The 21,803-nt window shown below is 55.2% G+C and carries 18 protein-coding genes; 8 read left to right on the plus strand and 10 right to left on the minus strand.

All coding sequences use genetic code 11. The features are described from left to right. Window positions 1-38: 38 nt before the first annotated feature. The 4 genes from P6287_RS21665 to P6287_RS21680 all read right to left on the minus strand — a co-directional run bounded on the left by P6287_RS21665 (window position 39) and on the right by P6287_RS21680 (window position 2,633). Entirely contained in the window at window positions 39-743 is a 705-nt protein-coding gene (locus P6287_RS21665) for a fimbria/pilus periplasmic chaperone (protein ID WP_277974990.1), read from the minus strand. A gap of 48 nt (window positions 744-791) precedes the next feature. Further along, window positions 792-1,295: a fimbrial protein gene (locus P6287_RS21670; RefSeq protein WP_110866986.1), complete on the minus strand. Its 504-nt coding sequence runs from the start codon at window positions 1,293-1,295 to the stop codon at window positions 792-794. 301 nt (window positions 1,296-1,596) lie between these two features. Further along, a complete protein-coding gene (locus tag P6287_RS21675) occupies window positions 1,597-1,977 on the minus strand; it encodes an Hpt domain-containing protein (RefSeq protein WP_222183348.1) in 381 nt (126 codons plus the stop codon). 29 nt (window positions 1,978-2,006) lie between these two features. Further along, window positions 2,007-2,633 carry a response regulator gene (locus tag P6287_RS21680; RefSeq protein WP_192413021.1) on the minus strand — a complete coding sequence of 209 codons (627 nt, stop codon included), beginning with the start codon at window positions 2,631-2,633 and terminating at the stop codon, window positions 2,007-2,009. 175 nt (window positions 2,634-2,808) lie between these two features. Here P6287_RS21680 and P6287_RS21685 point away from each other — a divergent pair, with 175 nt between their 5' ends. Both P6287_RS21685 and P6287_RS21690 read left to right on the plus strand, forming a co-directional pair. Beyond that, the gene (locus P6287_RS21685; RefSeq protein ID WP_137387367.1) at window positions 2,809-3,351 is read left to right on the plus strand and encodes a TetR/AcrR family transcriptional regulator; all 543 of its coding nucleotides are present in this window, start codon (window positions 2,809-2,811) and stop codon (window positions 3,349-3,351) included. After that, complete coding sequence (locus P6287_RS21690) at window positions 3,348-4,460, plus strand: MFS transporter (RefSeq protein WP_277974991.1); 1,113 nt, start codon at window positions 3,348-3,350, stop codon at window positions 4,458-4,460. The genes P6287_RS21685 and P6287_RS21690 overlap by 4 nt, the downstream gene beginning before the upstream one ends. Here the strand turns inward: P6287_RS21690 and P6287_RS21695 are convergent. Both P6287_RS21695 and blaPSZ read right to left on the minus strand, forming a co-directional pair. Continuing rightward, window positions 4,447-4,587 (minus strand): hypothetical protein, encoded by a 141-nt coding sequence (locus P6287_RS21695; RefSeq protein WP_167391175.1) that lies wholly within the window; start codon window positions 4,585-4,587, stop codon window positions 4,447-4,449. The genes P6287_RS21690 and P6287_RS21695 overlap by 14 nt on opposite strands. 65 nt (window positions 4,588-4,652) lie before the next feature. Beyond that, window positions 4,653-5,786 (minus strand): PSZ family class C beta-lactamase, encoded by a 1,134-nt coding sequence (gene blaPSZ, locus P6287_RS21700; protein WP_277975345.1) that lies wholly within the window; start codon window positions 5,784-5,786, stop codon window positions 4,653-4,655. Window positions 5,787-5,902: 116 nt separating this feature from the next. Between blaPSZ and ampR the strand changes: the two genes are divergently transcribed. After that, the gene (gene ampR / locus P6287_RS21705) at window positions 5,903-6,787 is read left to right on the plus strand and encodes a LysR family transcriptional regulator AmpR (RefSeq protein WP_277974992.1); all 885 of its coding nucleotides are present in this window, start codon (window positions 5,903-5,905) and stop codon (window positions 6,785-6,787) included. Between the two features lie 309 nt (window positions 6,788-7,096). Here the strand turns inward: ampR and clcA are convergent, their stop codons facing one another. Further along, window positions 7,097-8,479, minus strand: a complete 1,383-nt coding sequence (gene clcA, locus P6287_RS21710; RefSeq protein ID WP_277974993.1) for a H(+)/Cl(-) exchange transporter ClcA — start codon at window positions 8,477-8,479, stop codon at window positions 7,097-7,099. A gap of 166 nt (window positions 8,480-8,645) precedes the next feature. Then, window positions 8,646-9,122, minus strand: a complete 477-nt coding sequence (locus P6287_RS21715) for a ferritin-like domain-containing protein (protein WP_101761525.1) — start codon at window positions 9,120-9,122, stop codon at window positions 8,646-8,648. 195 nt (window positions 9,123-9,317) lie between these two features. Here P6287_RS21715 and P6287_RS21720 point away from each other — a divergent pair, with 195 nt between their 5' ends. Then, complete coding sequence (locus P6287_RS21720) at window positions 9,318-9,590, plus strand: hypothetical protein (protein ID WP_277974994.1); 273 nt, start codon at window positions 9,318-9,320, stop codon at window positions 9,588-9,590. 17 nt (window positions 9,591-9,607) lie between these two features. Here the strand turns inward: P6287_RS21720 and P6287_RS21725 are convergent, their stop codons facing one another. Both P6287_RS21725 and P6287_RS21730 read right to left on the minus strand, forming a co-directional pair. After that, window positions 9,608-9,853 (minus strand): hypothetical protein, encoded by a 246-nt coding sequence (locus P6287_RS21725; RefSeq protein ID WP_101761527.1) that lies wholly within the window; start codon window positions 9,851-9,853, stop codon window positions 9,608-9,610. Between the two features lie 4 nt (window positions 9,854-9,857). After that, window positions 9,858-10,019 carry a YnfU family zinc-binding protein gene (locus P6287_RS21730; protein ID WP_217548267.1) on the minus strand — a complete coding sequence of 54 codons (162 nt, stop codon included), beginning with the start codon at window positions 10,017-10,019 and terminating at the stop codon, window positions 9,858-9,860. Between the two features lie 405 nt (window positions 10,020-10,424). Here P6287_RS21730 and P6287_RS21735 point away from each other — a divergent pair, with 405 nt between their 5' ends. The 4 genes from P6287_RS21735 to P6287_RS21750 all read left to right on the plus strand — a co-directional run bounded on the left by P6287_RS21735 (window position 10,425) and on the right by P6287_RS21750 (window position 21,794). Beyond that, window positions 10,425-18,887, plus strand: a complete 8,463-nt coding sequence (locus P6287_RS21735) for a glucoamylase family protein (protein WP_277974995.1) — start codon at window positions 10,425-10,427, stop codon at window positions 18,885-18,887. Window positions 18,888-18,993: 106 nt separating this feature from the next. Then, the gene (locus P6287_RS21740; protein ID WP_277974996.1) at window positions 18,994-20,364 is read left to right on the plus strand and encodes an amidohydrolase; all 1,371 of its coding nucleotides are present in this window, start codon (window positions 18,994-18,996) and stop codon (window positions 20,362-20,364) included. Window positions 20,365-20,498: 134 nt separating this feature from the next. After that, window positions 20,499-21,209, plus strand: coding sequence for an SDR family oxidoreductase (locus tag P6287_RS21745; RefSeq protein ID WP_277974997.1), 711 nt, complete (start codon window positions 20,499-20,501; stop codon window positions 21,207-21,209). Between the two features lie 141 nt (window positions 21,210-21,350). Next, window positions 21,351-21,794 carry a hypothetical protein gene (locus P6287_RS21750; protein WP_277974998.1) on the plus strand — a complete coding sequence of 148 codons (444 nt, stop codon included), beginning with the start codon at window positions 21,351-21,353 and terminating at the stop codon, window positions 21,792-21,794. The last annotated feature ends 9 nt before the right edge of the window (window positions 21,795-21,803 follow it).

Genomic DNA, 21,803 nt, shown 5'->3' on the forward strand with positions numbered 1-21,803 from the left:
ACATGCCGGCTATAGGAGATAGAGATTCAAGAGAGAAGTTATTTAATGGCAGCGGTAAAAGGCTGAACGGCCCCGAAATCGTTAACGTAGTCGCCGCTTACGTTGTCACCTGCGCTGGCGCTGATTTTGAAAGTCAACGAGGAGAGTGGCGGCACCATTTCACCGTCAATCGTGCGTCCATTCACCGTAACCGTCACTAGCGAGACGTTGTAAGGCGTTGGATTGCTGGCTTTCAGCTGGCCATTACTCACAGACCAATTCAGCGATTTCACCGCTTCATTCGCATCGCCCTTCAGTCCTGCTGGACGATAAAACAGTTTGATACGGGTGCGGAACGCCATCTGTAAGGTATTAAGTTCCGCCTTGTCTTTGGTTTTAGCCGGAATCTCCAGCACGTTTAGCCATGACACTGATTCACGATCGTGGGCAAACGCGCCAGAATTGCTTAAAGACAAACGTAAAGTCTGCCCTTTCCCTGCATCAACACGGTTCACCGGGGGCGTGATGATGTAAGGCGTTTGAATGTTCTCAGGCGTCGCATTGGCATCTCCGTTATCAACCCAGCTTTGGACCAAGACGGGTGAGGTCCCCACATTCTTAAGTTGTACTGAGACCTCTCTGTCATTCTGATGATAGATAACGCGCGTACCGGTAATGACGATGCTGGCTAATGCCTGGCCACTCATTAAGGTTGCCCAAAGCAAAGCAAAAAAAGGCAGGGTTTTGTTACGGGAGATGTTCATGTTGAAATCCTAAGAAAGAAAGGTGGGATTTCTCCCACCTGACGATGACTACTTATACATAATTGAGTAAACGACGTTGCTTGATACCAAACCCGGGGTGGTGGCATTTTCGGCGTAATACTGCACGGCATAGCTCAGCGTTCCACTTCCGGAGGCTACGTCGACGAAGGAATTGTTTGTGATTTGATTCTGGTTGCCCGCCTGAATCACGTTCGAGTTGTCCCCATCCAGCAACTGCAGGCTAACGTTGGTTGCACCACCGTTGGGGGCCGTGACCGTATTTTTCAGACGACCGGTTACGGTGTCCACTGTTGCACCCGCTTCGAAGAAGGCTGATGCCGTTTTCAACGTGCCGCTACAGTTATTCAGCGCCATGTTGAAGCCGGTACGACCCGCAACCTTAGACGCGGCTTTCAGGTCGGCAGTTGATACTATTGGCAGCTGGATAGTGGCATCTGCCCCCTGGCCGTCAACGATAACGTCACAGGTACTGGCAGTCAGTTCACCATTAAAGGTGATGGTACCGTCTGATGCCTGAGACGACGCGCTCATCACCAGCAGAGCCAAAGCGGAAGCAGCGAAAATAGATTGAGTAGTTTTGCTCACGAGAATGATTCCCTGTTTGTCGTTTTTACGTGGAGGCTAATCGCTCCGGTCCTCAGACTGAGTACCCTTAAGAAGACCTGGTGTTGCTTAAGGGAAGGTGTCCGTCTGATGGCGTAAAGATTACGGTTTACAGGGGATGTCAGGTATCAGAGCGGAGGCCTACATTTGTCAAGATAGGCTGTAATTCTTGTAGTCCATTTTGTAGGCCGCTGTAGTCCAATGTAAGCATTGATGCGGGCGTCAGGATTTATTGGGCAGAATGCTGCTCGAGGTAATCAGCAATACTGGCATTGATCTCTTCAATTGCTGGAGAGACTTCCGACCACAGATTGGCTAAGAAGATGTTGTCAGGGGGAGATTGCAGGCAGGCTGTTTCTAACTGGCGACAGGCATGTTCAGCGCGACGAGCGCCGGTGATCTGCGCGGCTCCGGCAATACGGTGCACGCTTTTGGCGAGTTCACCCCAATCCGCGCGGGCATAAAGCGCTGCAGCTACGTTTAAATCCGTGGAATTACTTTTTAGTGTCATGGCAAGCATGGCGTAAAGCAGGGATTCATCGTGGCCAGTTAACGTGCGCAGGCGCTCCAGGCTAAGTAGTGAATCTAAGGATTTTGCAGATTTAGCCAAGAGAGCCTCTTTCTGTGCAACGCAGCACACTAATCGAGATGATGACGACGCGCGAAATCGATTAATTCGAGTGTAGAATTCAGCGCCAGTTTGGTCAGGATGCGGGTTTTGTAAGTACTGACAGTTTTATTGCTGATGTGCATGATCTCAGAGATATCGATCACTTTCATACCGCGCGCCAGATGCTGCAGAACCTGAAATTCGCGGCTTGAGAGATTTTTAATCGCATCCACTTCCGCTTCGGGCATTTTATTGGTGCCCTTATTATCGCGGCGCTTCAGTGGGAAGTAGCCGTAACCGCGCATCACGGCGCGCACCGCATCACCCAGCTCTTCCAGATTATTACGCTTACCGACAAAACCATCGGCCCCGGTGCTCATACAGCGACTCAAATAGTGGTCATCATCGCGAGCGGTTAACACCAGAATGCCACCGCGATATTCCGCTGCGCGCAATTTCACGATCAGCTCAATGCCGCTTAGTCCAGGAATATCGAGGTCAAGCACGATGAGATCGGGATGATGTTCGTTGATCATTTTCAACGCCTGGTGGCCCTCTTCCGCTTCGGCTACCACCGTATGCCCATCTTTTTCCAGTAAAAAACGAACCGCAAGACGTGCGACTGGATGATCATCAATTATCAAAATACTCGCCATCTTCACCTCTTCTACGACGACAGGAGTTGTTCCATGTAGTTTAAAATAACTTACCAATAAAACAATCAGATAAGCGGTGCGATATTCCCAATTCCGGGGAAATGTCCTACAAAATGGGCGAAATGGATGACAAGCCAAATTTGCAAAAGTAAAACGATCGGTTTACTTTTTAAGGATGAAAAAGAAACTCGATATCATCAATGCCGCTGAGCGGCTGTTCTATCTCAACGGCTTTCACGCCATCAGCACCGATCGCATTTGCAGCGAGGCGAATGTCTCGACGCGCACCTTGTATCGCTATTTCCCCTCGCGTGAAGCGCTAACGGCCGCGGTGCTGGAGGCGCGACAGGATCGTTTCTTCGCCGCGTTGCAATCGCCGGACCATCCGCAAGCGGTCAGCCATATGTTCGATGCGATGGCCGACTGGATGCAGCAATACGGCAATAATGGCTGCTTGTTTCTCAAGGCATGGGGCGAATACGCCGGAGAAGATGCCGCGCTAGCTGAACAGGCGCTGGCTTACCGCCACAAGATGCGCGATTACATTGCACGCGCCATTCAGCAGGCGCTCGGCAAGCAGCATGTCGCGCTAGCGGATGCGGTTTGGCTGCTGTTTGAAGGTGTGCTGACTTCCGCGCTGATCATCGGCGCGGCGCAGGCGTGCGAAGCCGGTAAAAACGCCGCGCTGCAGCTTATCGCGTTCAGTGAACAGACATGAAGGGTACGGCGCTCGGCATCACCGGATTTGCACTTATCGCGGTGACCTACGGTATGGCGCGTTTCGCCTGGGGCTTGATGATGCCCGAGGTGATGCACGACATCCCCTTTACCCGGCGCGTTTCTGGCGTGCTTTCGGCCTGTAGCTTTGCCGCTTACTGTGTGGCGGTGTTGATCGCGCCGATGATGACCGCCCGCGCCGGGCCGCGATTTCCTGCTGCGGTTGCCGCGCTGTGTGCCGCGTTTGGTTTGTTGATCATCGCGAGCGCGGTATCGCCGTGGATGCTGGGCGTGGGATTGTTTATCGCCGGTATGAGCGCCGGTCTCGCCTCGCCTGCGTTAGCGAGCGCCGTCAGCCAGCGTATTGAGGCTGAGCAACAGCCGCAGATGAACACGGTTATCAATGCCGGAACCAGCATGGGCATTATGTTGTCAGTGCCAATTTTGTACTGGCTGCCCGGCGGCTGGCGCATCGCCTGTGCGGTTTTTGCCGCGCTGGCGATGATCTGCCTGGTGCCGATTTGGCGCCAGCTACCCAATCACAATGAAAACGCTCAACGTGAATCCTGGTTAAGCCACCTGCGGCAGCGTTCGCTGCAGCGCCTTATCTTCATTGCACTGTTCAGCGGCGTCGCCAGCGCGGCTTGGTGGAGCTTCGGCCCGGATCTGCTGCATCACATTCACGTCAGCGACCGCATGGTTAGCCTGTTGTGGCTCATCGCTGGCGCAGCAGGCATTATCGGCGCGCTCACCGGCCCGATGGCGAAATGGATGGGGATGAAGCGGGTTTATTGGCTGTCGCAATGCTGCCTTGCCGTGCCCTTATTGCTGATGGCGTGCAGCCATCACTATTCAGCCTGGCTGTTTCCCGCCGTGGCGTTAGGTGGCGCGGCGTATGTTACGCTCTCGGGCGTGTTGCTGGTGTGGGGCGCAGAAGCAACTAAGAATGCCCCCGCCGTCGGCGTAGGCATCTTGTTCTTTATATTGGCGGCGGGTCAGGTGATGGGATCGCTGCTGTTTGGACAACTCTATATGCTGGCAGGCGCGCCAACCGCATTAACGCTGTTTGCCGCGCTGCCGTTGCTGATGCTGTTTGTTATTCGTCGTTAAAGGGATCTTTTTTGTCGTCTTCACTGTCATCGCGCGTTCTGGGGATCTCACCGTGTTCGCTGGGATTGTCCTTGGCGGGATGCTTTTCATCATTCACGTCGCGTTTATCTTTAGGGTGATTGCTCATCTGAAGCTCCTTTGTTGATCACCCATTAAGTGTAGTTGATGGGGCGAGGCGTTCGCCCCATACGCTTACTGCAACGCTTTCAGAATCTGCATCGCGGCTTTAACCCGCTCGGTATTGGGATAATTTTTGTTTGCCAATATCACAATGCCGACCTGCTTCTCCGGGATGAAGGCGACATAAGCACCGAACCCACCGGTTGCGCCGGTCTTATGCACCCACGACGCGCTGACACGCGGATGTGATTCGGCATCCCGCACCGGCTGCGGCCCAAGCGCCACCTTGTTATCCGCGCCCTTCACCGCCATCTCCGCCTGAGCGGGCCAATCCAGCATCTCCCACCCCAAACCTTGATAGAGCGCATCGGTGCGATAGAAACGCGTTTGCGCGAAATCCAGCGCCTGCTGCAGCGGCTTATCGTTAACCTGCTGCGGATCCATATTGGCCTGCATCCAGCGCGCCATATCTTTAACCGACGACTTCACGCCATAGGCTTCAGCATCCAGCATGCCCGGCGACACGCGCACCGGTTTGCCTTCGCGGTAGCCCCATGCGTAAGCGTTTTTCGCGGCGTCAGGCACGGTGATAAAGGTGTGCTTGAGCTGCAATGGCGTGAATACGCGCTGCTGCATTGCCTGTTCAAAAGTAAGCCCGCTGGGTTTCGTCGCCAGCCAGCCAAATAAGCCGATGCTGCTGTTGGCATATTGACGCGTGCTGCCCGGCGTCCATTGTGGTTGCCATTGTTGATAGAAGTTCGCCAGCGCCTTTTCATCGGTCACGGCATCGGGCACCTGCAGCGGCAAGCCGCCAGCGGTGTAAGTCGCCAGCTGCAGCAGCGTGGTGTCGCGCCACTGCGGCGTATTCAGTGCCGGCCAATATTTGCTGGCAGCATCGCTCAGCGCGATCTCGCCTTTATTCACCGCGACGCCACCTAGCACGCCGGTGAAGGTTTTACTCACCGAACCCAGCTCAAACAGCGTGTCTTGGGTGACCGGGCGCTGCTGTTTGACATCCGCCATGCCCCAGGTGAAATAGTGCGGCTGGCCTTTAATCACCACCGCTACCGCCATGCCGGGAATCGATTGCTGCTGCATTAGCGGTTTGATCGCCCGATCAACGGTTGCTTGCACATCTGCCGTGGTGGCAAACGCCATGGAGCACGCCGAGGTCAGCGCTGTTGCTATCAATGTTTGAGAAATCAATTTCACTGTAGTTAACCTTCCGGGTTGTTGTTCCGCAGGCAGTTTGACCAATTTGACAGGGTGCAACAAACTGTTAATTTTAGCGTCAGACAATAGAAAATCTTACAGGTTGGCGCATGACACGACCCTATATTCCCCTGAACGCGCTTAGAGCCTTTGAAGCCGCTGCTCGTCACCTAAGTTTTACTAATGCGGCGATTGAGCTGCACGTAACCCATGCAGCCGTGAGCCAGCAGGTAAAATCGCTGGAACAGCAGCTCGGTTGCCAGCTGTTTGTGCGGGTCTCGCGCGGTTTGATGCTGACCACAGAAGGCGAAAGCCTGTTGCCCGTGCTCAACGACTCATTCGATCGGATTGCCGATACGCTGGATCGTTTCTCATCCGGTCAAATGCGCGAAAAATTGAAAGTTGGTGTGGTGGGAAGCTTTGCCACCGGCTTGCTGTTGCCGCGCTTAGAGGATTTTAACCGCCGTTATCCGCACATTGAGCTGCAACTCTCCACCCACAACAATCGCGTCGATCCGGCTGCCGAAGGCCACGATTACACCATTCGCTTTGGTAGCGGCGCCTGGCACGGCACCGAGGCGCAGTGTATTTGTCCTGCGCCGTTATCACCGCTGTGTAATCCGGCCATTGCCCGGCAGCTACAACAGCCTGCAGACGTGCACAAATTTACCCTGCTACGCTCGTTCCGCCGTGATGAGTGGAGCCAATGGCTGCAAAGCATAAACGAACATGCGCCATCGCCTGCGCATCCGGTGATGATTTTTGATTCGTCGCTGACGATGATTGAAGCGGCGTTGTTAGGTGCGGGGATTGCGCTGGCACCGGTGAGGATTTTCAATCACCTGCTGCAAAGTGAGAAGCTGGTGCGCCCTTTCGCCGCTGAAATCGATCTCGGCGGCTATTGGTTAACGCGGTTGCAATCGCGGCCCGAAAGCACCGCGATGACCGCGTTTTCTGGCTGGTTGATGGATACCTTTTTGCCCGGTGCGCACTAATTAAACGAACACGTGATTTATAGCGCGAATGCGCAGGCCGGAGTCACTTTTGGTCCGGCGGTCCTCGCGCCGCTTGCGCGGTACCTTCACTTCACTCGTCAGCCTGACGGACCGGCTGAGACGGGACATCCTTGTCCCGGCTCCGCCTTTCGCCCGCGTCCTGCGGGCTCTCCTGGCCTCCTCGCTTCGCTCAGCGCTGCGGATTGCCGGACCAAAAGCGCCCCCGGCCTGCTAATAAGCTTAGGTGCGTGTTGTTGAAAAGGGCTCATTTGTCAGAGCCCGCACGGGCGCTTTGCTGACCAACAAGCATTACGGAGTTTGTTTCGCCTTCGCCAGCGTGCGCGCAAGAAGTGCTGAGTACAGCGGCTTGCCGCCGAAGAACTGCGCGGCCAGCGTTGCGCCGAGACAGGTAATGATCATCGGCAAAATTAGCTGATAATTGTTGGTCATCTCCAGCACCAACACAATGCCGGTCAGCGGCGCGCGCACCGACGCCGCAAACAGCGCGCCCATTCCGGCCACGGCAAAGGTTGCCGGCTCCAGATGTAAACCCGGCAGCCACTGCATGCAGAGCTGGCCGAAGCAGGTGCCGAGCAGCGTGCCTAGCGTCAGCATCGGGGCGAAAATACCGCCTGGCGCGCCGGAGGAGAAACAGCAGACAGTGATGAGCGTGCGCAGTGCGAAGAGCAGAAATAAGGCCAGCGCGCTATAGCTACCGCTGGAGAAATCGGGGATCAGGGCAATCCCGCCGTTGATGGCTTGTGGCAGCACCAGGCCAATCACGCCGCACGCGCCAGCCAGTAAGCTTCCCCACATCACCCAAGGTGCCACGCGACCTTGGTGCAAACGCTGAAACTGATCCTGCGCGAGGAAAATGAAGCGATTAAATGCCACGCCGCAGCCACCGAATAACACGCCTAATACCAGATAAAGCCACAGCGTATTGGTTGGCGCATCCTGCAACTGACCAATATTGATGATCGCCTCATTACCATTACACACGCGGAAAACAATGCTGGAGACGATAACGCCGACAAACACCGCTTTGATGGAAATCAGGCTGTAGCGAAACTGCGGACGCATCTCTTCAATAATAAACAGGATGCCCGCCAGCGGCGCATTGAAGGCGGCCGATAAACCCGCGGCAGCGCCGGTTGCCAGCAATGTGTGGCGAGATTCAGAAGATTTAACGCGGAACAGATCGACACACATGCCGCCGATATTGCCACCCAGCTGCACGGTTGGCCCTTCGCGACCCAACACCATGCCTGAACCTAACGCGCCCATACCACCAATGAATTTCACCGGTAGTACGCGCCACCAGCGCACCGGTCGGAGCTCTTCCAGCGCGCCTTCGATTTCAGGAATACCCGATCCGCCCGCTTCTGGCGCGTAACGTCGCACCAGGAAATAGCCAATAGCGCCTAATAATGCCGAAAGGAAAAAAGCACCGATTATTTTCACCAGCAGATTGTCACCGGCATCCGCGAGCCAGCTCAATCGCGTCTGCACCACAAAATTCACCGCTTTATCAAAGGCCACGCCAACCAAACCGGTTAGCACACCGACCAGCGCAGCCAGCAGTAATAGTGCGATCGGCGTTTTGTCGCGGCGTAATAGTTTCTGCATCAATAAGAAGCGCCCAGCACGTAAAATCGTTTTGGGCTCGGCGGAGTGATGATGAGCAGACATGCAAATCCCTCTGTATTCAGAACAGTGTTCAAACGTTAGTTTGAAAAAATAGGGATTAGCATACTGAGAATGAAGTGATTTTTAACCCAGGAATTCGCAAGCGGATTTTTCAGGATCGAAGAGGTTGGGCATTTTTAGCCGATGCATCAACCTCCTCTACGAGGAATTAATCCTGCTCTTCAGCAATCAGCGTCAGTTTTTCATCAGTGGCTTTTTCTTCTTCCAGCGTTTCGCCCAGTAACCTGGCGGCATCCTGATAATCCAGCTTCAGGGCTAAGGCTCGCAAGGTGCCATAAGTGGCGATCTCATAGTGCTCAACTTTCTGTGCGGCACCGATCAGTCCAGCATCGCAAACCGGCCCTTTTTCTACTTCATCGATAATTTCCTGCGCCTCTTCGGCCAGACCTTCCAGCGCATGGCATTTCATTCGTTTGATCTGCACGCCATCCGTGAGCTCAACCAGTTGATCAATACGTTCAATTTGTCCGCGCGTTTCTTCGAGGTGCTGTTTAAAAGCCGCAACCAGATTAGGATCAGAGGCGGCGCGAATCATTTTTGGTAACGCTTTGGTGATCTGTTTTTCTGCGCTGTAAATATCAGAGAGATCATGCACAAACAGATCTTGCAGTGTTTTAATCGTCATAATATGGCCTTTTTGTAGAATAGAATATCAGATAGGTAAAAACGTGGGCGAGAGTGAATAAGGAATTACGCCGGCACATAAGCCTGACTTAATCCTGGCGGACAATAGATAATTCACAAGCGAAGCCTGAAAATAAACTCGCCGCATTGTTTAAATCATTGCCAGACTTAAACCAGGTCAATCGGAGAGAACATAATGAAAAAGCCAGGGCCGCCAGATCTCAACGGCGAAATTATTCACGAACGCAGATTAATGCCGCTCGGATTAATTTCTCTGTATGAAGTTACCTTCAACAATGGCAAATATGCCGTTATGCGCCTGGATAAAGTTCAACCCTTTCATCAGGGTGACGTTTTTAAACGTGTTAATAACTGCTGGTATTGTGATGAACAACTGATACATCCTTACGCTTTTCAGTTTGTCGATCAGGCTGAAGCGCAACGGTCATTTATCGAATATGAGCGATAATATTATCTTGTGCTCTTTCATATCGGCGAATGAAACGCAGCAAGTTGGTCCGGTTGCGCTGGCGGCAATGACATCCAGAAATTCACCTCCATGCTGGTTTCATATTCCGCATGCGCTTCAAGGAAAATATGCTCGCCGCTGCGCGATTGCCCGCCATAAAGCCAGCCGCCCTGCACCTCACCATTTTCAAATTGCACGATGCACTCCTGCTTGTAGCCGGGCGCTTGTTCATTTACATCAATCCATTCAAGAATATGGCGCATTCGCTTACTCCTCGGCAATAAACAGTGATTTACAGTGCGGGCACAACATAGCCTGTCCGCGCGCTTGCTTTAAGGAAGATTGTGGGCAAAACTTTTTACAGACTGGACACTGAGTTTTGACTTCCCGGCGTGATAAGCTTTCTAAAAATTGATTTAACCAGCTCATAATTTATTTCCTTTTTCCGTTAACTGATTCTAACACACCTGATTATTTTCATTGCCACTCACACTTGACAACCACGTTAAAGATCCTCAACCCCATCATTACGTTCAGTTAAATGTTTTAAATTAACTTTTATTTTATAAACCAACCGTAAGATCGATTTGGCACTATACTCAAAACAGACAAATATTTCCCTCACCCTCTCTTATACCGTCAACTTTCCTGTTGATAGTGCTGACTTTTATAATCCATTGGAATTTTTGCGACGCCATTATGAAAAATAAAATTCCCACCGGGTCATTCACTAGCAGTAGTGCGCTTCCGGCAACGGCACGCAGTAGTTTTGAGTTTTTACATCACAGCGGTGTTTACCAGGCGAACCGGCCAGATGTTTTTTCCGAGCGGCAAATGGAAATATATGGCGAGCGTCTGGCAAAAACGCATCATCTTTCCGACGCCAAAAAAAGCTATAAATTATTGCAGCGGCTGACGGAAAACGAACAGGCGCTGATAAAAAGCGCTGAAATATTAAGTACCGGTGAGAAGCGTAATTTGACACCGGCTGGCGAATGGTTGCTGGATAATTTTTATATTATTGAAGAGCAAATTCGGATGGTGCGCCATCTGTTGCCCACCAAATTTGGTCAGGGTTTACCTGCGCTGAAGGACCCCGCGCACTCTTTGCGTATTCAGGCGATCGCGGATGAGATGATCAGCCACAGTGATGGCCGCTTAGAGTCAGCAGTGTTGGCGACCTTTATTCATGCTTATCAACGCGTGACGCCGCTGCTGATGGGTGAACTCTGGGCGCTTCCCGCCATGCTGCGCTTTGCGCTGCTCGATAACCTCGCACGTATTGCGCAAGGCGTTGCCGAGATTCATCAGGAGCGCAGCCAGGCCGAAGCGTGGATTAATGAGATCGTTCATCACTCCGCCAGGGACGCCACTCGCGTGATTCAGGTGATCGCCGATATGGCGCACAAAAAAGATCAGCTTTCCGGCGCGTTTGTCGCCGAACTGGCACGCAAACTGAATGGGCAGAATCACTCGCTGGCGCTAACGTGGGTGGAGCAACACCTGCTGAACACCGGGCGTAATACTGCGGATGTGATTGAACAATTCAACCGCCAGCTGGCACTGAGTCAGCTCTCGGTCAGCAATAGTATTGCCGGATTGCGCCAGCTTGGCGAAATAAACTGGCAGGATTTGGTGGAGTCGCTGAGCCTGGTCGAGCAGGTGCTGGCGCAGGATCCCGCCGGGATTTATCCGCAGATGCATTTTGACAGCCGCGATCAATATCGGCATGTGGTTGAAGAGCTGGCTCGCCAGAGCGAATTCGACGAGCTAAACGTGGCCAATCAGGTGCTGGCGCTGAGCCGTCAGGCCGCATTGCCAGCGCGCCAACAGCATATTGGTTACTTCCTACTGGATAAAGGGCGTGCGCAGCTTGAGCAACAGCTAAAGCCGCGCCGTTCCTGGCTGAATCAGGCGCGCCATCATCTCAGCCAAACGCCGCTGCTCTCCTGGCTGGGCAGCCTGACGTTATTGACCACCGCTTTCAGCGCCGAAGCGCTGTTTTTCACTCATCAATCCGCGATGTCGGTGGTGCTGTGGCTATTACTGGTGCCGGCGGTGATCTTAATCAGCAGCCAGCTCGCCCTGCAGCTGCTCAGCGAAGTGACAACCCGCACCCGCCATCCGGTACCGCTTCCGCGACTTGATTACGAGCTGGCGGTACCGGATGGCGATCGCACGCTGGTGGTGATCCCCTGTTTAATCAGCAGCAAACATGGCACCGATGCGCTGTTGCGGTCGCTGGAAACCAGCTATCTCGGTAATGCGCTCGACAACATCAGCTTTATGCTGCTTGCCGATTTCACCGACAGCGCGGCCGAACACGATGACGATGATGCCGAAATCATCGGTTACGCGGTGCTGAAAATTCAGGCGCTCAACCGCCGTTACAGCAGCAAGTCGCACAGTGATGTGCTGTTTTCTCTGCTGCATCGCAACCGCGTGCACAACCCTTCGCAGGGCGTGTGGATGGGTTATGAGCGTAAGCGCGGCAAACTGCATGCGCTCAATCGCTGGCTGCAGGGCGAAGCGGAGATGTTTAACGTCATCGTCGGCGCCAGCCAGGCGCAAATGCGCACGGTGAAATACGTCATTACCCTCGATAGCGACACCATTCTGCCGCGAGAAACCGCGCACAAGCTAATTGGCATTATGGCGCATCCGCTCAATGCGCCGGTGTTTGATGACAGCCTGAATCGCGTGGTGGAAGGTTATGCCATTCTGCAGCCCCGTCTGGCGGAGGAGATTCCGCCCTTTGGCCAGGGCCGCTACGCGCGTCTCTCCAGCAGCGTGCCGGGCAACGATGCGTATTCATCGATGTCTTCCGATATCTATCAGGATCTGTTTGGCGAAGGTTCGTTTGTCGGCAAAGGCATTTACGATGTGGCGGCCTTTACCCGCGCGACGCGTAATACCTGCCCGGAAAATCTGGTGCTCAGCCATGATTTGCTGGAAGGCTGTTATGCGCGCTCTGGCGTGGTCAGCAATGTGGTGCTGTACGAACACTACCCGGATAACTATCTCAGCGATGTGGCACGGCGTTTTCGCTGGGTACGCGGTGACTGGCAGCTGCTGAACTGGCTGAAACTGCGCGTGCGTCTGGAGGATGGCGGCTATCAGGCCAATCCGCTCAGTGCACTGTCGCGCTGGAAATTGTTCGACAACCTGCGTCGCAGCCTGATTGCGCCCGCCTTGCTGCTGCTGATGTTTCTGGCATTTAGTTGGGTGGCGAATCCGCCGTTTTGGCTCGGCTACATTGCGCTGTTCCTGCTGTTGCCCAGCGCCTTAGCGTTGAGCATGGAAGGCATGCGCAAAAGCAAGACGCGCGCCTGGCAGCATCATCTCTCTATCCTGTCTTTGGATGCGTTAATGCGCCTGAGCCGCGCGGGACTGACGCTGGCGACACTACCGCATGAAAGCTACTGGTCGCTGAAGGCGATTATCGTCACGCTGTGGCGACTCAACGTGAGCGGGCAGTTTCTCCATGAATGGAAAAGCGCCTCGGCGGGCAGTTCGTCGCCCACGCCGTCACTGCGCCATTTTTATCAGGCGATGTGGTTTAACCCAGCGGCGGGCGTTGCACTGTCACTTTTAACCGCGCTGGTTAACCCTGAATTGATTGCGCTGGCGCTGCCGATCTCGCTGCTGTGGCTGATCACACCGTGGCTGTTGTGGCAGTTGAGTAAACCGGCCCATTCGCGCCAGAAAAAGCTCTCCACCGAGCAGCAACAGTTTTTGCGCCACACCGCGCGTCACACCTGGGCTTGGTTTGAAGATTTCGTCACCGCCGAACATAACCACTTGCCGCCGGATAATTTTCAGGAAGTGTTGCAGCCGGTGGTGGCGCATCGCACCTCGCCAACCAATATCGGCCTGTCGCTGCTGGCCAATTTAACCGCATGGGATTTTGGCTACATTACGCAGAAACCGGTGATAGCCCGTTCGCTCGCCGCGCTGGATAGCCTCGATCGCATGGAGCATTTTCGTGGACATCTCTACAACTGGTATGACACTTACACGCTGAAGCCATTAAATCCGCGCTACGTCTCCACCGTCGATAGCGGCAATCTCGCCGCGCACCTCGCCACCCTGCAGGCCGGGCTGGCGCAATGGAAGCATCTGCCGGTGCTGGCTTTACCGGTGATTATCGCGGGCTTGAATGACACCTTGTTGCTGGCGAAAGCGCAGATGGGCGCAGAGCGTAACGATCGCTGGGATGAGTTAACCGCGCAGTTTGATGCGCTGCAACAGGCCGCGCCCGTTGCGATTGCCAGTCATCTCTCGTCGCTGATCGCGCAGAGTGAAATTCTGCTGGCGCAGATGCAGCTGCCGCCGTTGCAGGTAAAATGGTTCGAACGGTTTATCCACCAGCTCAGTGATTTGCAGCAGGAGTGGACGCTGTTTTTCAGCTGGCTCACGCCGGATGATGATCTGCCTGCCGCCTTACCTTCTCTGCTGTGGCTGAGTGAGTTGGAACTTCATCGCCCCGGCCTCAACTCTCAGCTCGCGGCGTCTGTGATGTGGGCCGCGCGTGAACGCATGGCGACCTTGCTGGAGCTGGAAGGACGGCTGGAAGATCATGCAAAAATGGATTTCCGCTTTCTCTATGTCGAAAAAACCGCGCTGCTCAGCGTGGGTTACAATCTCGACAGCGGCGCGCTCGATAAAGGCCATTACGATCTCTTCCCGTCCGAAGTGCGCCTGACGCACTACTACGCCATCTCTGCTAATCAGCTGCCGGTAAAAAGCTGGTTCGTGCTGGGCCGTTTGTTTACCCAGCTGGATAACAAGCCGGCAGTGATGTCGTGGAGCGGCTCGATGTTTGAGTACCTGATGCCGCATCTGGTGATGCCGGTTTACCCGGATACGCTGCTGGAAAAAATGGCACTGTCGGCGGTGAAACAGCAGATCGCGTCCGGTGATGCCGCGCAGATTCCGTGGGGCGTCTCCGAGTCGGCTTACGCCGCGTTCGATGACAGCCAAAACTATCAATACAAAGCCTTTGGTACGCCAGAGTTAGGGCTGAAGCGTGGCCTCAACGATGATCATGTGGTTGCGCCCTACGCCTCGCTGTTGGCGCTGATGGTGCTGCCGCATCAGGCCACCGACAACCTGATGCGACTGAAAAAAATGGGTGCCTGCGGCAAATACGGTTTCTATGAGGCGCTCGATTTCACCGCGCAGCGCCTGGCGCGCGGCCAGCAATTTGTCGCGGTGAAAACCTACATGGCGCATCACCAGGGCATGGGTTTTCTGGCGATTTCGCACCTGCTGCATGAAGCGCCGATGGTGGCGCGGTTTATGTCGAGTGCGCGCTTCCAGTCTTCCTACTTGCTGCTGCAGGAGCGCGTGCCGGATGACATTGAGCTGTATACCCCGCGTCGGCATTTCGTTGACACCAGCGAGATCAAACCGCGTTCAGATACGCCCGAACTGCGCGAGTTCAGCGGCTCGGCGGCGCATCTGCCGCAAATCCAGCTGCTGTCGAATGCCAATTATCATGTGATGGTGACGCAATCCGGCACCGGGTATAGCCAGTGGAAAGGATTGGCGTTAACCCGCTGGCGCGCCGATGGCACCAGCAATCAGCACGGTATCTTCTGCTACATCCGCGATCGCCAATCCGGCGAGCTGATTAGCCCGACGTTCCAGCCCAGCGGTGATGCGCGCCCGCAGCACATTGCGCGCTTTACCGACGCCGGCGCGGAGTTTGAATCGCGCATGGAAACGCTCAGCACCCGCACTCAGGTGGTGGTGTCGCCAGAAGATGATGTGGAAATCCGCCGCATCGTCCTGACCAACCATTCACGCCAGCTGCGTGAAATAGACATCACCAGCTATGCGGAAGTGGTGCTGGCTTCTGCCGCCAGCGATATGGCGCATCCGGCGTTCAGCAACCTGTTTGTGCAAACCGAAATCGTCACTGAACTGGAAGCGATTCTGGCGCATCGCCGCCCGCGCGATGAGAAAACCGAGCCGCTGTGGATGTTCCACGCCCTGCTGATTCACGGCACCAGCGAGCGCGATACGCATTATGAAACCGACCGCGCACAGTTTATTGGTCGCGGCAGAACCGCCGCCAATCCGCAGGCGATGGCAGCCGATGGCGTACTCAGCGGCAGCGCCGGTGCGGTGCTCGATCCGCTAATGTCGATTCGCCAGAAAATCGCCATCAAAGCGGGTAAATCTGTCACCCTCGATCTGGTGTATGGCGTCACCACGCAGCGTGATGTCTGCCTTGGCTTGATAGAGAAGTATCGCAACAATGTCTACGCCAATCGGGTATTTGAAATGGCGGCCTCGCACAGTCAGGTGGCGCTGCGCCAGCTGAATATCCTCGCCGAAGATGCCAGTTTGTATAACCAGCTCGCCAGCGCGGTGATTTTTGCCAGCCCTGAAATGCGCGGCGACAGCCAGCGTCTGCAGCAGAATCGCCTGGGACAATCGTCGCTGTGGCGACACTCGCTGTCTGGCGACTTACCGATCGTGCTGGTGCGCATCGAAAACGGTACCCAGCTCAGCCTGGTGAGCAATTTGATTAAAGCGCATCAATACTGGCGCCAGAAAGGATTGACGGTAGATTTGGTGATCCTCAACGGCGAGCAAATCGGCTATCAGCAGCTGTTGCAAAATCAGCTGATCAAAATGATTTCATCAGGCGATATGCAGATGCTGACCGATAAGCCTGGCGGCATCTTCCTGCGCCAAAGCGAGCACTTTGCGCCCGAAGATGTCACGCTGCTACTCAGCGTAGCTGCCGTGGTGCTGGAAGGCCGCAACGGCAGTTTGGCCGACCAGCTGACGGTGCTGTTAAAACCGCAGCCGGTGGCGCCGCCTTGCCGCTTCCTGGCGCATAAACAGGCCTTTCCTGCGCCCGCTCGCCTCGCTGCGCCGGAAAACGTGCAGTTGTTTAATGGCACCGGCGGCTACAGCGCCGATGGCAGTGAATATCACATTTTGTTGTCCCCACATCAGCAGACGCCCGCGCCCTGGTGCAATGTGCTGGCAAATAAACAGTTTGGCAGCGTGATTTCAGAAAGTGGTCAGGCCTACACATGGTATGAAAATGCGCATGAATACCGCCTGACGCCGTGGCACAACGATCCGGTCAGCGATACGTCGGGCGAAGCCTTTTATTTGCGCGATGAGGAGAGCGGCGATGTCTGGTCACCTATGCCGCTGCCGATGCGCGGCGCCGGAGATTATTTGACGCAGCACGGCATGGGTTACAGCCGCTTTATGCATCAGGAGCAAGGCATCAGCAGCACGCTCACCACCTTCGTAGCTGGCGAGCAGGCGGCGAAAATCACCCTGATTCAGCTCAGTAATCTGTCTGGCAAAACCCGTCATTTTTCGATCACCGGCTACGTCGAATGGGTTCTGGGTGAGCTGATGAGCCAATCTGCCCGCCATATACAAACTTCTTCGGCGATAGTGGCAGATGGCAGCGCCATTCTGGCGGTAAATCCCTATACCAGCAGCGGATCGATGCGCACCGCCTTCTTCGCCGCATCCGGCAATCAGATTGCTTTCAGCGGTAATCGCCTTGAGTGTCTGGGCCGCAATGGCTCGACGCGTAAGCCCGCGATGATGCAAGCGCGCGGTTTATCAGGCAACACCGGCGCGGGGCTCGATCCCTGCGCCACTCTGCAAACGCTGATCACCTTGATTGACGGAGATACGCGCACGCTGGTGTTCGTGTTAGGCGCGGCGGAAGATACCGCAGCGGCGCTGATGCTGATGCAGCAATTTCTGCCTGGCGAACAAGCGGAAGCCGAGCTGCAGCAGGTACAACAGCAATGGCGCGGTTTGCTCAACAAAGTCGAGGTGCAGACGCCCGATGCGGTGGTGAATCTGCTGGCGAATAACTGGCTGCTGTACCAAACGCTGGCCAGCCGTTTGCTGGCGCGCAGCGGTTATTACCAGTCCGGTGGCGCGTTTGGCTTCCGCGATCAACTGCAGGATACGCTGTCGCTCACCCACGCCGCGCCCAACTTACTGCGCGAGCAGCTGGTGCTGTGCGCTTCCCGCCAGTTCCCTGAAGGCGATGTGCAGCATTGGTGGCATCCGCCCGCCGGACGCGGCGTGCGCACCCGCTGCTCAGATGATTATCTCTGGCTGCCCTTTGCACTCTGCCACTACATCACCGCCACGGAGGATCTTGCGCTGTTAGAACAGCCGATTAGCTATCTTGAAGCGCCACTGCTCACCGCCGAAGAAGAGTCAGTTTACAGCCTGCCGAACGTCAGTCAGCTGCAGGAAAACCTGTGGCAGCATGGCTTGCGTGCCATTCAGCATGGTCTGCGGTTTGGTGAGCATGGTTTGCCGCTGATGGGTTCCGGCGACTGGAATGACGGCATGAGCGAAGTGGGTATTGCCGGTAAAGGTGAAAGCGTCTGGCTCGGCTTTTTCCTCTACAGCGTGCTCACGCGCTTTGCCGCGCTCTCCACCCGTATCGATCAGCCGGAAGCCGCCAGCTTGTGCAAACAACAGGCGGAGAAGCTGAAAACGGCGATCAATCAGCTCGCCTGGGATGGTGAATGGTTCCTGCGTGGCTACTTCGATAACGGTGAAACCCTGGGTTCACAGCGCAACGCCGAATGTCGCATTGATGCCATCGCGCAGAGTTGGTCGGTGCTGTCTGCGGCTGGCGATCACGACAAATGCGCCTCGGCGATGCAGGCGCTCGATCAGCAATTGGTGGATAGCGATAACGGCCTGATTAAACTGCTTACGCCGCCGTTCAATGGCGCAGGCCCCAATCCGGGATACATTCGCGGTTATCTGCCTGGCATCCGTGAAAACGGTGGGCAATACACGCACGGCGCGCTGTGGGCAATTATGGCGTTCGCCGAGATGGGCCAGGTCGAGCGCGCATGGGCGTTGCTGGCGCTGATCAATCCGATCAATCACAGTCTGGATGCGAAAGCTGTTGCAACTTACAAAGTAGAACCTTACGTGATGGCGGCGGATGTCTACAGCGCCGAGAGCCATGAAGGTCGTGGCGGCTGGACGTGGTACACCGGATCGGCGGGCTGGACTTATCAGCTGATCATCGAAAGCCTGCTCGGCATCACGCGCCACGGCAATAAATTGCGGCTGCGTCCGCGTCTGCCCAAAGCATGGCCGGGCGCGAAGGTGATTTATCATGAAGGGTCCGCGCGCTATGAGATTGAGATGCGGCGCACGCCCGGCGCTTATCAACTGTGGCTGGATGATGTGCTGAGTGCCGATGATGCTATCACACTCAGCTGCGACGTCGGAAATCATCAGGTACGAATTCATCTTGCTGAGTAGCAATCACTGCGGTCATTAGTTTTTACCATAGCCAGCAGTGGAAAATATCGCAGCGCCCTGCCAGCGGCTATTTTAGGGTTATTCTCCCTTACAAGGAGAATAATTCATGAGCCTCTTATCACCCGGCAATCGCCGGGATTTTCTCTCCGCCGGCATGAAACTCACCGCCGCAGGTACCTTACTCAACGCGGGCATGAGCCGCAGCATTCAGGCGGTAGAAACCTGCCAACCGGCGCCTGCCAGCCGCGTTGATGCCACGCACTTTCTGCTGCGCAATGTGCGCCTGGAAGAAGCCTTTATCCGCAATAAAGATGTGATCACCGCCACGCAAACCGGTTTATATGATGTCGAGGTGAGCGCTGGCAAGATTGCCGCCGTTCATCCTGCGGGCGTTAGCCTTAATCTGCCAACGTGGGACGCCGCAGGTTATCTGCTGCTGCCCGCCACGCGCGACATGCATATCCATCTCGATAAAACCTTCTACGGCGAAAGCTGGCGCGCCCCGCTGCCGCGCCATAGCGTGATTGATATGATTCATCAGGAAGAGCAGATCCTGCCCGAACTGCTGCCGACTTCTGAAATCCGTGCCGGGAAACTGATTGGCCTGCTGCAATCCAAAGGCAGCAGTTCTGCACGCAGCCATTGCAATATTGATCCGGTCAGCAAATTACACGGTCTTGAGCATCTGCAGCAGGCGATTGCCAACCATCGTGATGATTTTCATGCCGACATTGTCGCCTTCCCACAACACGGATTACTTCGCTCAAACGTCGAAGGCATGATGCGCGAAGCGATGAAGATGGGCGCGAACTATGTCGGTGGACTGGATCCAACCAACGTTGACGGCGCGATGGAAAAGTCACTGGATACCCTGTTCAGCATCGCACTCGATTTCGCTGCACCCATCGATATTCACTTGCACGAAACCGAGCCGCACGGCGTGGCGGCGATTCGCTACATGCTGAAAACGGTGCGCGACAATCCGCAGCTGAAAGGCAAAGTCACCCTCAGCCACGCCTTTGCCCTGGGGACGTTACAGGGTAACGAACTGACGGCGATGATTGAGGAATTAAAAGAGCAGCAGTTTAGTATCGCCACCACCGTACCGATTGGTCGCGTAATCATGCCGCTGCCGCAGTTGCGCGCCGCTGGCGTGCCGGTGTGGTCGGGCACCGACACCATCGCCGATCACTGGCAGCCCTTTGGCAGCGGCAGCATGCTGGAGAAAGCCAACGTCTATTCGCAGCTCTATCGTGGGCCGGATGAGTATTCACTGAGTCGCGCGTTAGGTATCGCCACCAACGAGGTGTTGCCGCTGAATAGCCACGGCGAACAGCAATGGCCGAAAGCACAGGACCACGCCACCATGATGCTGGTTAACGCCAGTTGCTCTGCGGAAGCTGTTGCGCACATCGCGCCGGTGATGGCGACGTTCTTTAACGGCAAACAGACGTTTGGCAGCCTGAAAAAGGTGTGAATTTCGACCTGGTGCGCATCAATGCGCACCCTAAAGAAGCTGAATGGCGAAAGCCAGCAATTCATAGTCAATTTCGGCATTTGCCTGCGGCCATCCTTTTCCATAGCTTGAAATCATCAACAGGAGAGGAACCTATGACAGCATCAGCATTACCGGTCGCGATTGTCACCGGCGGCAACAGCGGCATTGGCCTGGAAACCGTGATGTTATTGGCGGCCGATCATCAGGTTTACGCGATTGGGCGCAATCAGCAAACGTTGCAGGCTTTAGAACAGGTCACCAATGTGATTCCGCTTGCACTGGATATCACAGATTTTGCCGCCGTGGCCGCGTTCACCGCCACATTAAATCGGGTTGATGTGCTGGTGCATTCGGCGGCGATCTCGATTCTCAGCACTACCTTCTCCGCCACGCCAGAACTGTGGCAACATCACCTGAACATTAATGTCATTGCGCCTGCAGAACTCACGCGCTTAATCTTGCCCGCCCTGCGCGCCTCACAGGGCAAAGTGGTGTTTATCAACTCCGGCTCCGGGACGCTGGCGTTAGCGGGACACGTCATTTACTCCGCCTCCAAATTTGCCCTTACCGCGCTGGCGCATGCGCTGCGTAGCGAAGAGAGCGAACATGCCGTGCGGGTCGCGACAGTCGCGCCCGGCCCAACCGATACGCCGATGAATCAAGCCTCGCGTGCCCGCGCGGGTAACCATGCACCGATCAATCCGCAGGAGTATCTCGATGCGAGTTCGGTGGCGCGCGCCGTGCGGTTTATTGTGGATAGCCCGGAAGATACGCAGATTGCAGATATTGTGATTCGTCCACGCCGCGATAAAGCCAGGCGCTGATTCAGCAGTAAAAAATCCATAACGCGAGGCTGCCATCCGGCGGCCTTTTTCTTTATTACGTTTTTTTTTAGCAATATTCTCACTGCTCATTCGTCTACCTCATCACCAGCAGTTATCCGTTAATGTCATGAGGACAAAACAATGAGAGATTTTGATATGCACAGACACGGTCATCGGGATCATTTTGGCGGTCATCGCCTGGCGAAACCGCTGCTGATGGGCGCGGTGATTATCGCCGCGCTGGGCTTGTTGGTGATGTCGCTGTGGAATGCGTTGCTGCCGGGCATCATCGGTGTGAAAAGCATCGGTTTCTGGCAGGCGCTGGGCTTGCTGGCGTTCTGCCGCATCTTGTTTGGCGGTTTGGGATTCCGTCCGGGCATGTTCGGCATGGCGCGTCGCCGCATGCACGAACGCTGGATGCAGATGACGCCGGAACAACGCGAAGAGTTTATGCAGCATCGCCGCAATCGCTTTGGTCATCGTGGTCATCACGATCGCTGCGACTGGCATGGTCGTCGTGATGAGCGAGGTGAAACGCGTCCGCAGCCAGAGAATAATCCGCCCAAATCCAGCGACGCCGGGTAAGCGTGATGG

Source organism: Pantoea sp. X85 (assembly GCF_029623675.1).
Taxonomy (GTDB): domain Bacteria; phylum Pseudomonadota; class Gammaproteobacteria; order Enterobacterales; family Enterobacteriaceae; genus Pantoea; species Pantoea leporis.

Excerpts from the sequence above, each read along its gene's own strand:
- P6287_RS21695 (WP_167391175.1), bottom strand. The coding sequence starts at position 4,587 with ATGAGCAATCACCCTAAAGATAAACGCGACGTGAATGATGAAAAGCAT.
- ampR (WP_277974992.1), top strand. The coding sequence starts at position 5,903 with ATGACACGACCCTATATTCCCCTGAACGCGCTTAGAGCCTTTGAAGCC.
- clcA (WP_277974993.1), bottom strand. The coding sequence starts at position 8,479 with ATGTCTGCTCATCATCACTCCGCCGAGCCCAAAACGATTTTACGTGCT.
- P6287_RS21725 (WP_101761527.1), bottom strand. The coding sequence starts at position 9,853 with ATGCGCCATATTCTTGAATGGATTGATGTAAATGAACAAGCGCCCGGC.
- P6287_RS21690 (WP_277974991.1), top strand. The coding sequence starts at position 3,348 with ATGAAGGGTACGGCGCTCGGCATCACCGGATTTGCACTTATCGCGGTG.
- P6287_RS21680 (WP_192413021.1), bottom strand. The coding sequence starts at position 2,633 with ATGGCGAGTATTTTGATAATTGATGATCATCCAGTCGCACGTCTTGCG.
- P6287_RS21735 (WP_277974995.1), top strand. The coding sequence starts at position 10,425 with ATGGAAATATATGGCGAGCGTCTGGCAAAAACGCATCATCTTTCCGAC.
- P6287_RS21685 (WP_137387367.1), top strand. The coding sequence starts at position 2,809 with ATGAAAAAGAAACTCGATATCATCAATGCCGCTGAGCGGCTGTTCTAT.
- P6287_RS21715 (WP_101761525.1), bottom strand. The coding sequence starts at position 9,122 with ATGACGATTAAAACACTGCAAGATCTGTTTGTGCATGATCTCTCTGAT.
- P6287_RS21740 (WP_277974996.1), top strand. The coding sequence starts at position 18,994 with ATGAGCCTCTTATCACCCGGCAATCGCCGGGATTTTCTCTCCGCCGGC.
- P6287_RS21665 (WP_277974990.1), bottom strand. The coding sequence starts at position 743 with ATGAACATCTCCCGTAACAAAACCCTGCCTTTTTTTGCTTTGCTTTGG.
- P6287_RS21750 (WP_277974998.1), top strand. The coding sequence starts at position 21,351 with ATGAGAGATTTTGATATGCACAGACACGGTCATCGGGATCATTTTGGC.
- P6287_RS21745 (WP_277974997.1), top strand. The coding sequence starts at position 20,499 with ATGACAGCATCAGCATTACCGGTCGCGATTGTCACCGGCGGCAACAGC.
- P6287_RS21730 (WP_217548267.1), bottom strand. The coding sequence starts at position 10,019 with ATGAGCTGGTTAAATCAATTTTTAGAAAGCTTATCACGCCGGGAAGTC.
- P6287_RS21720 (WP_277974994.1), top strand. The coding sequence starts at position 9,318 with ATGAAAAAGCCAGGGCCGCCAGATCTCAACGGCGAAATTATTCACGAA.
- P6287_RS21670 (WP_110866986.1), bottom strand. The coding sequence starts at position 1,295 with ATGAGCGCGTCGTCTCAGGCATCAGACGGTACCATCACCTTTAATGGT.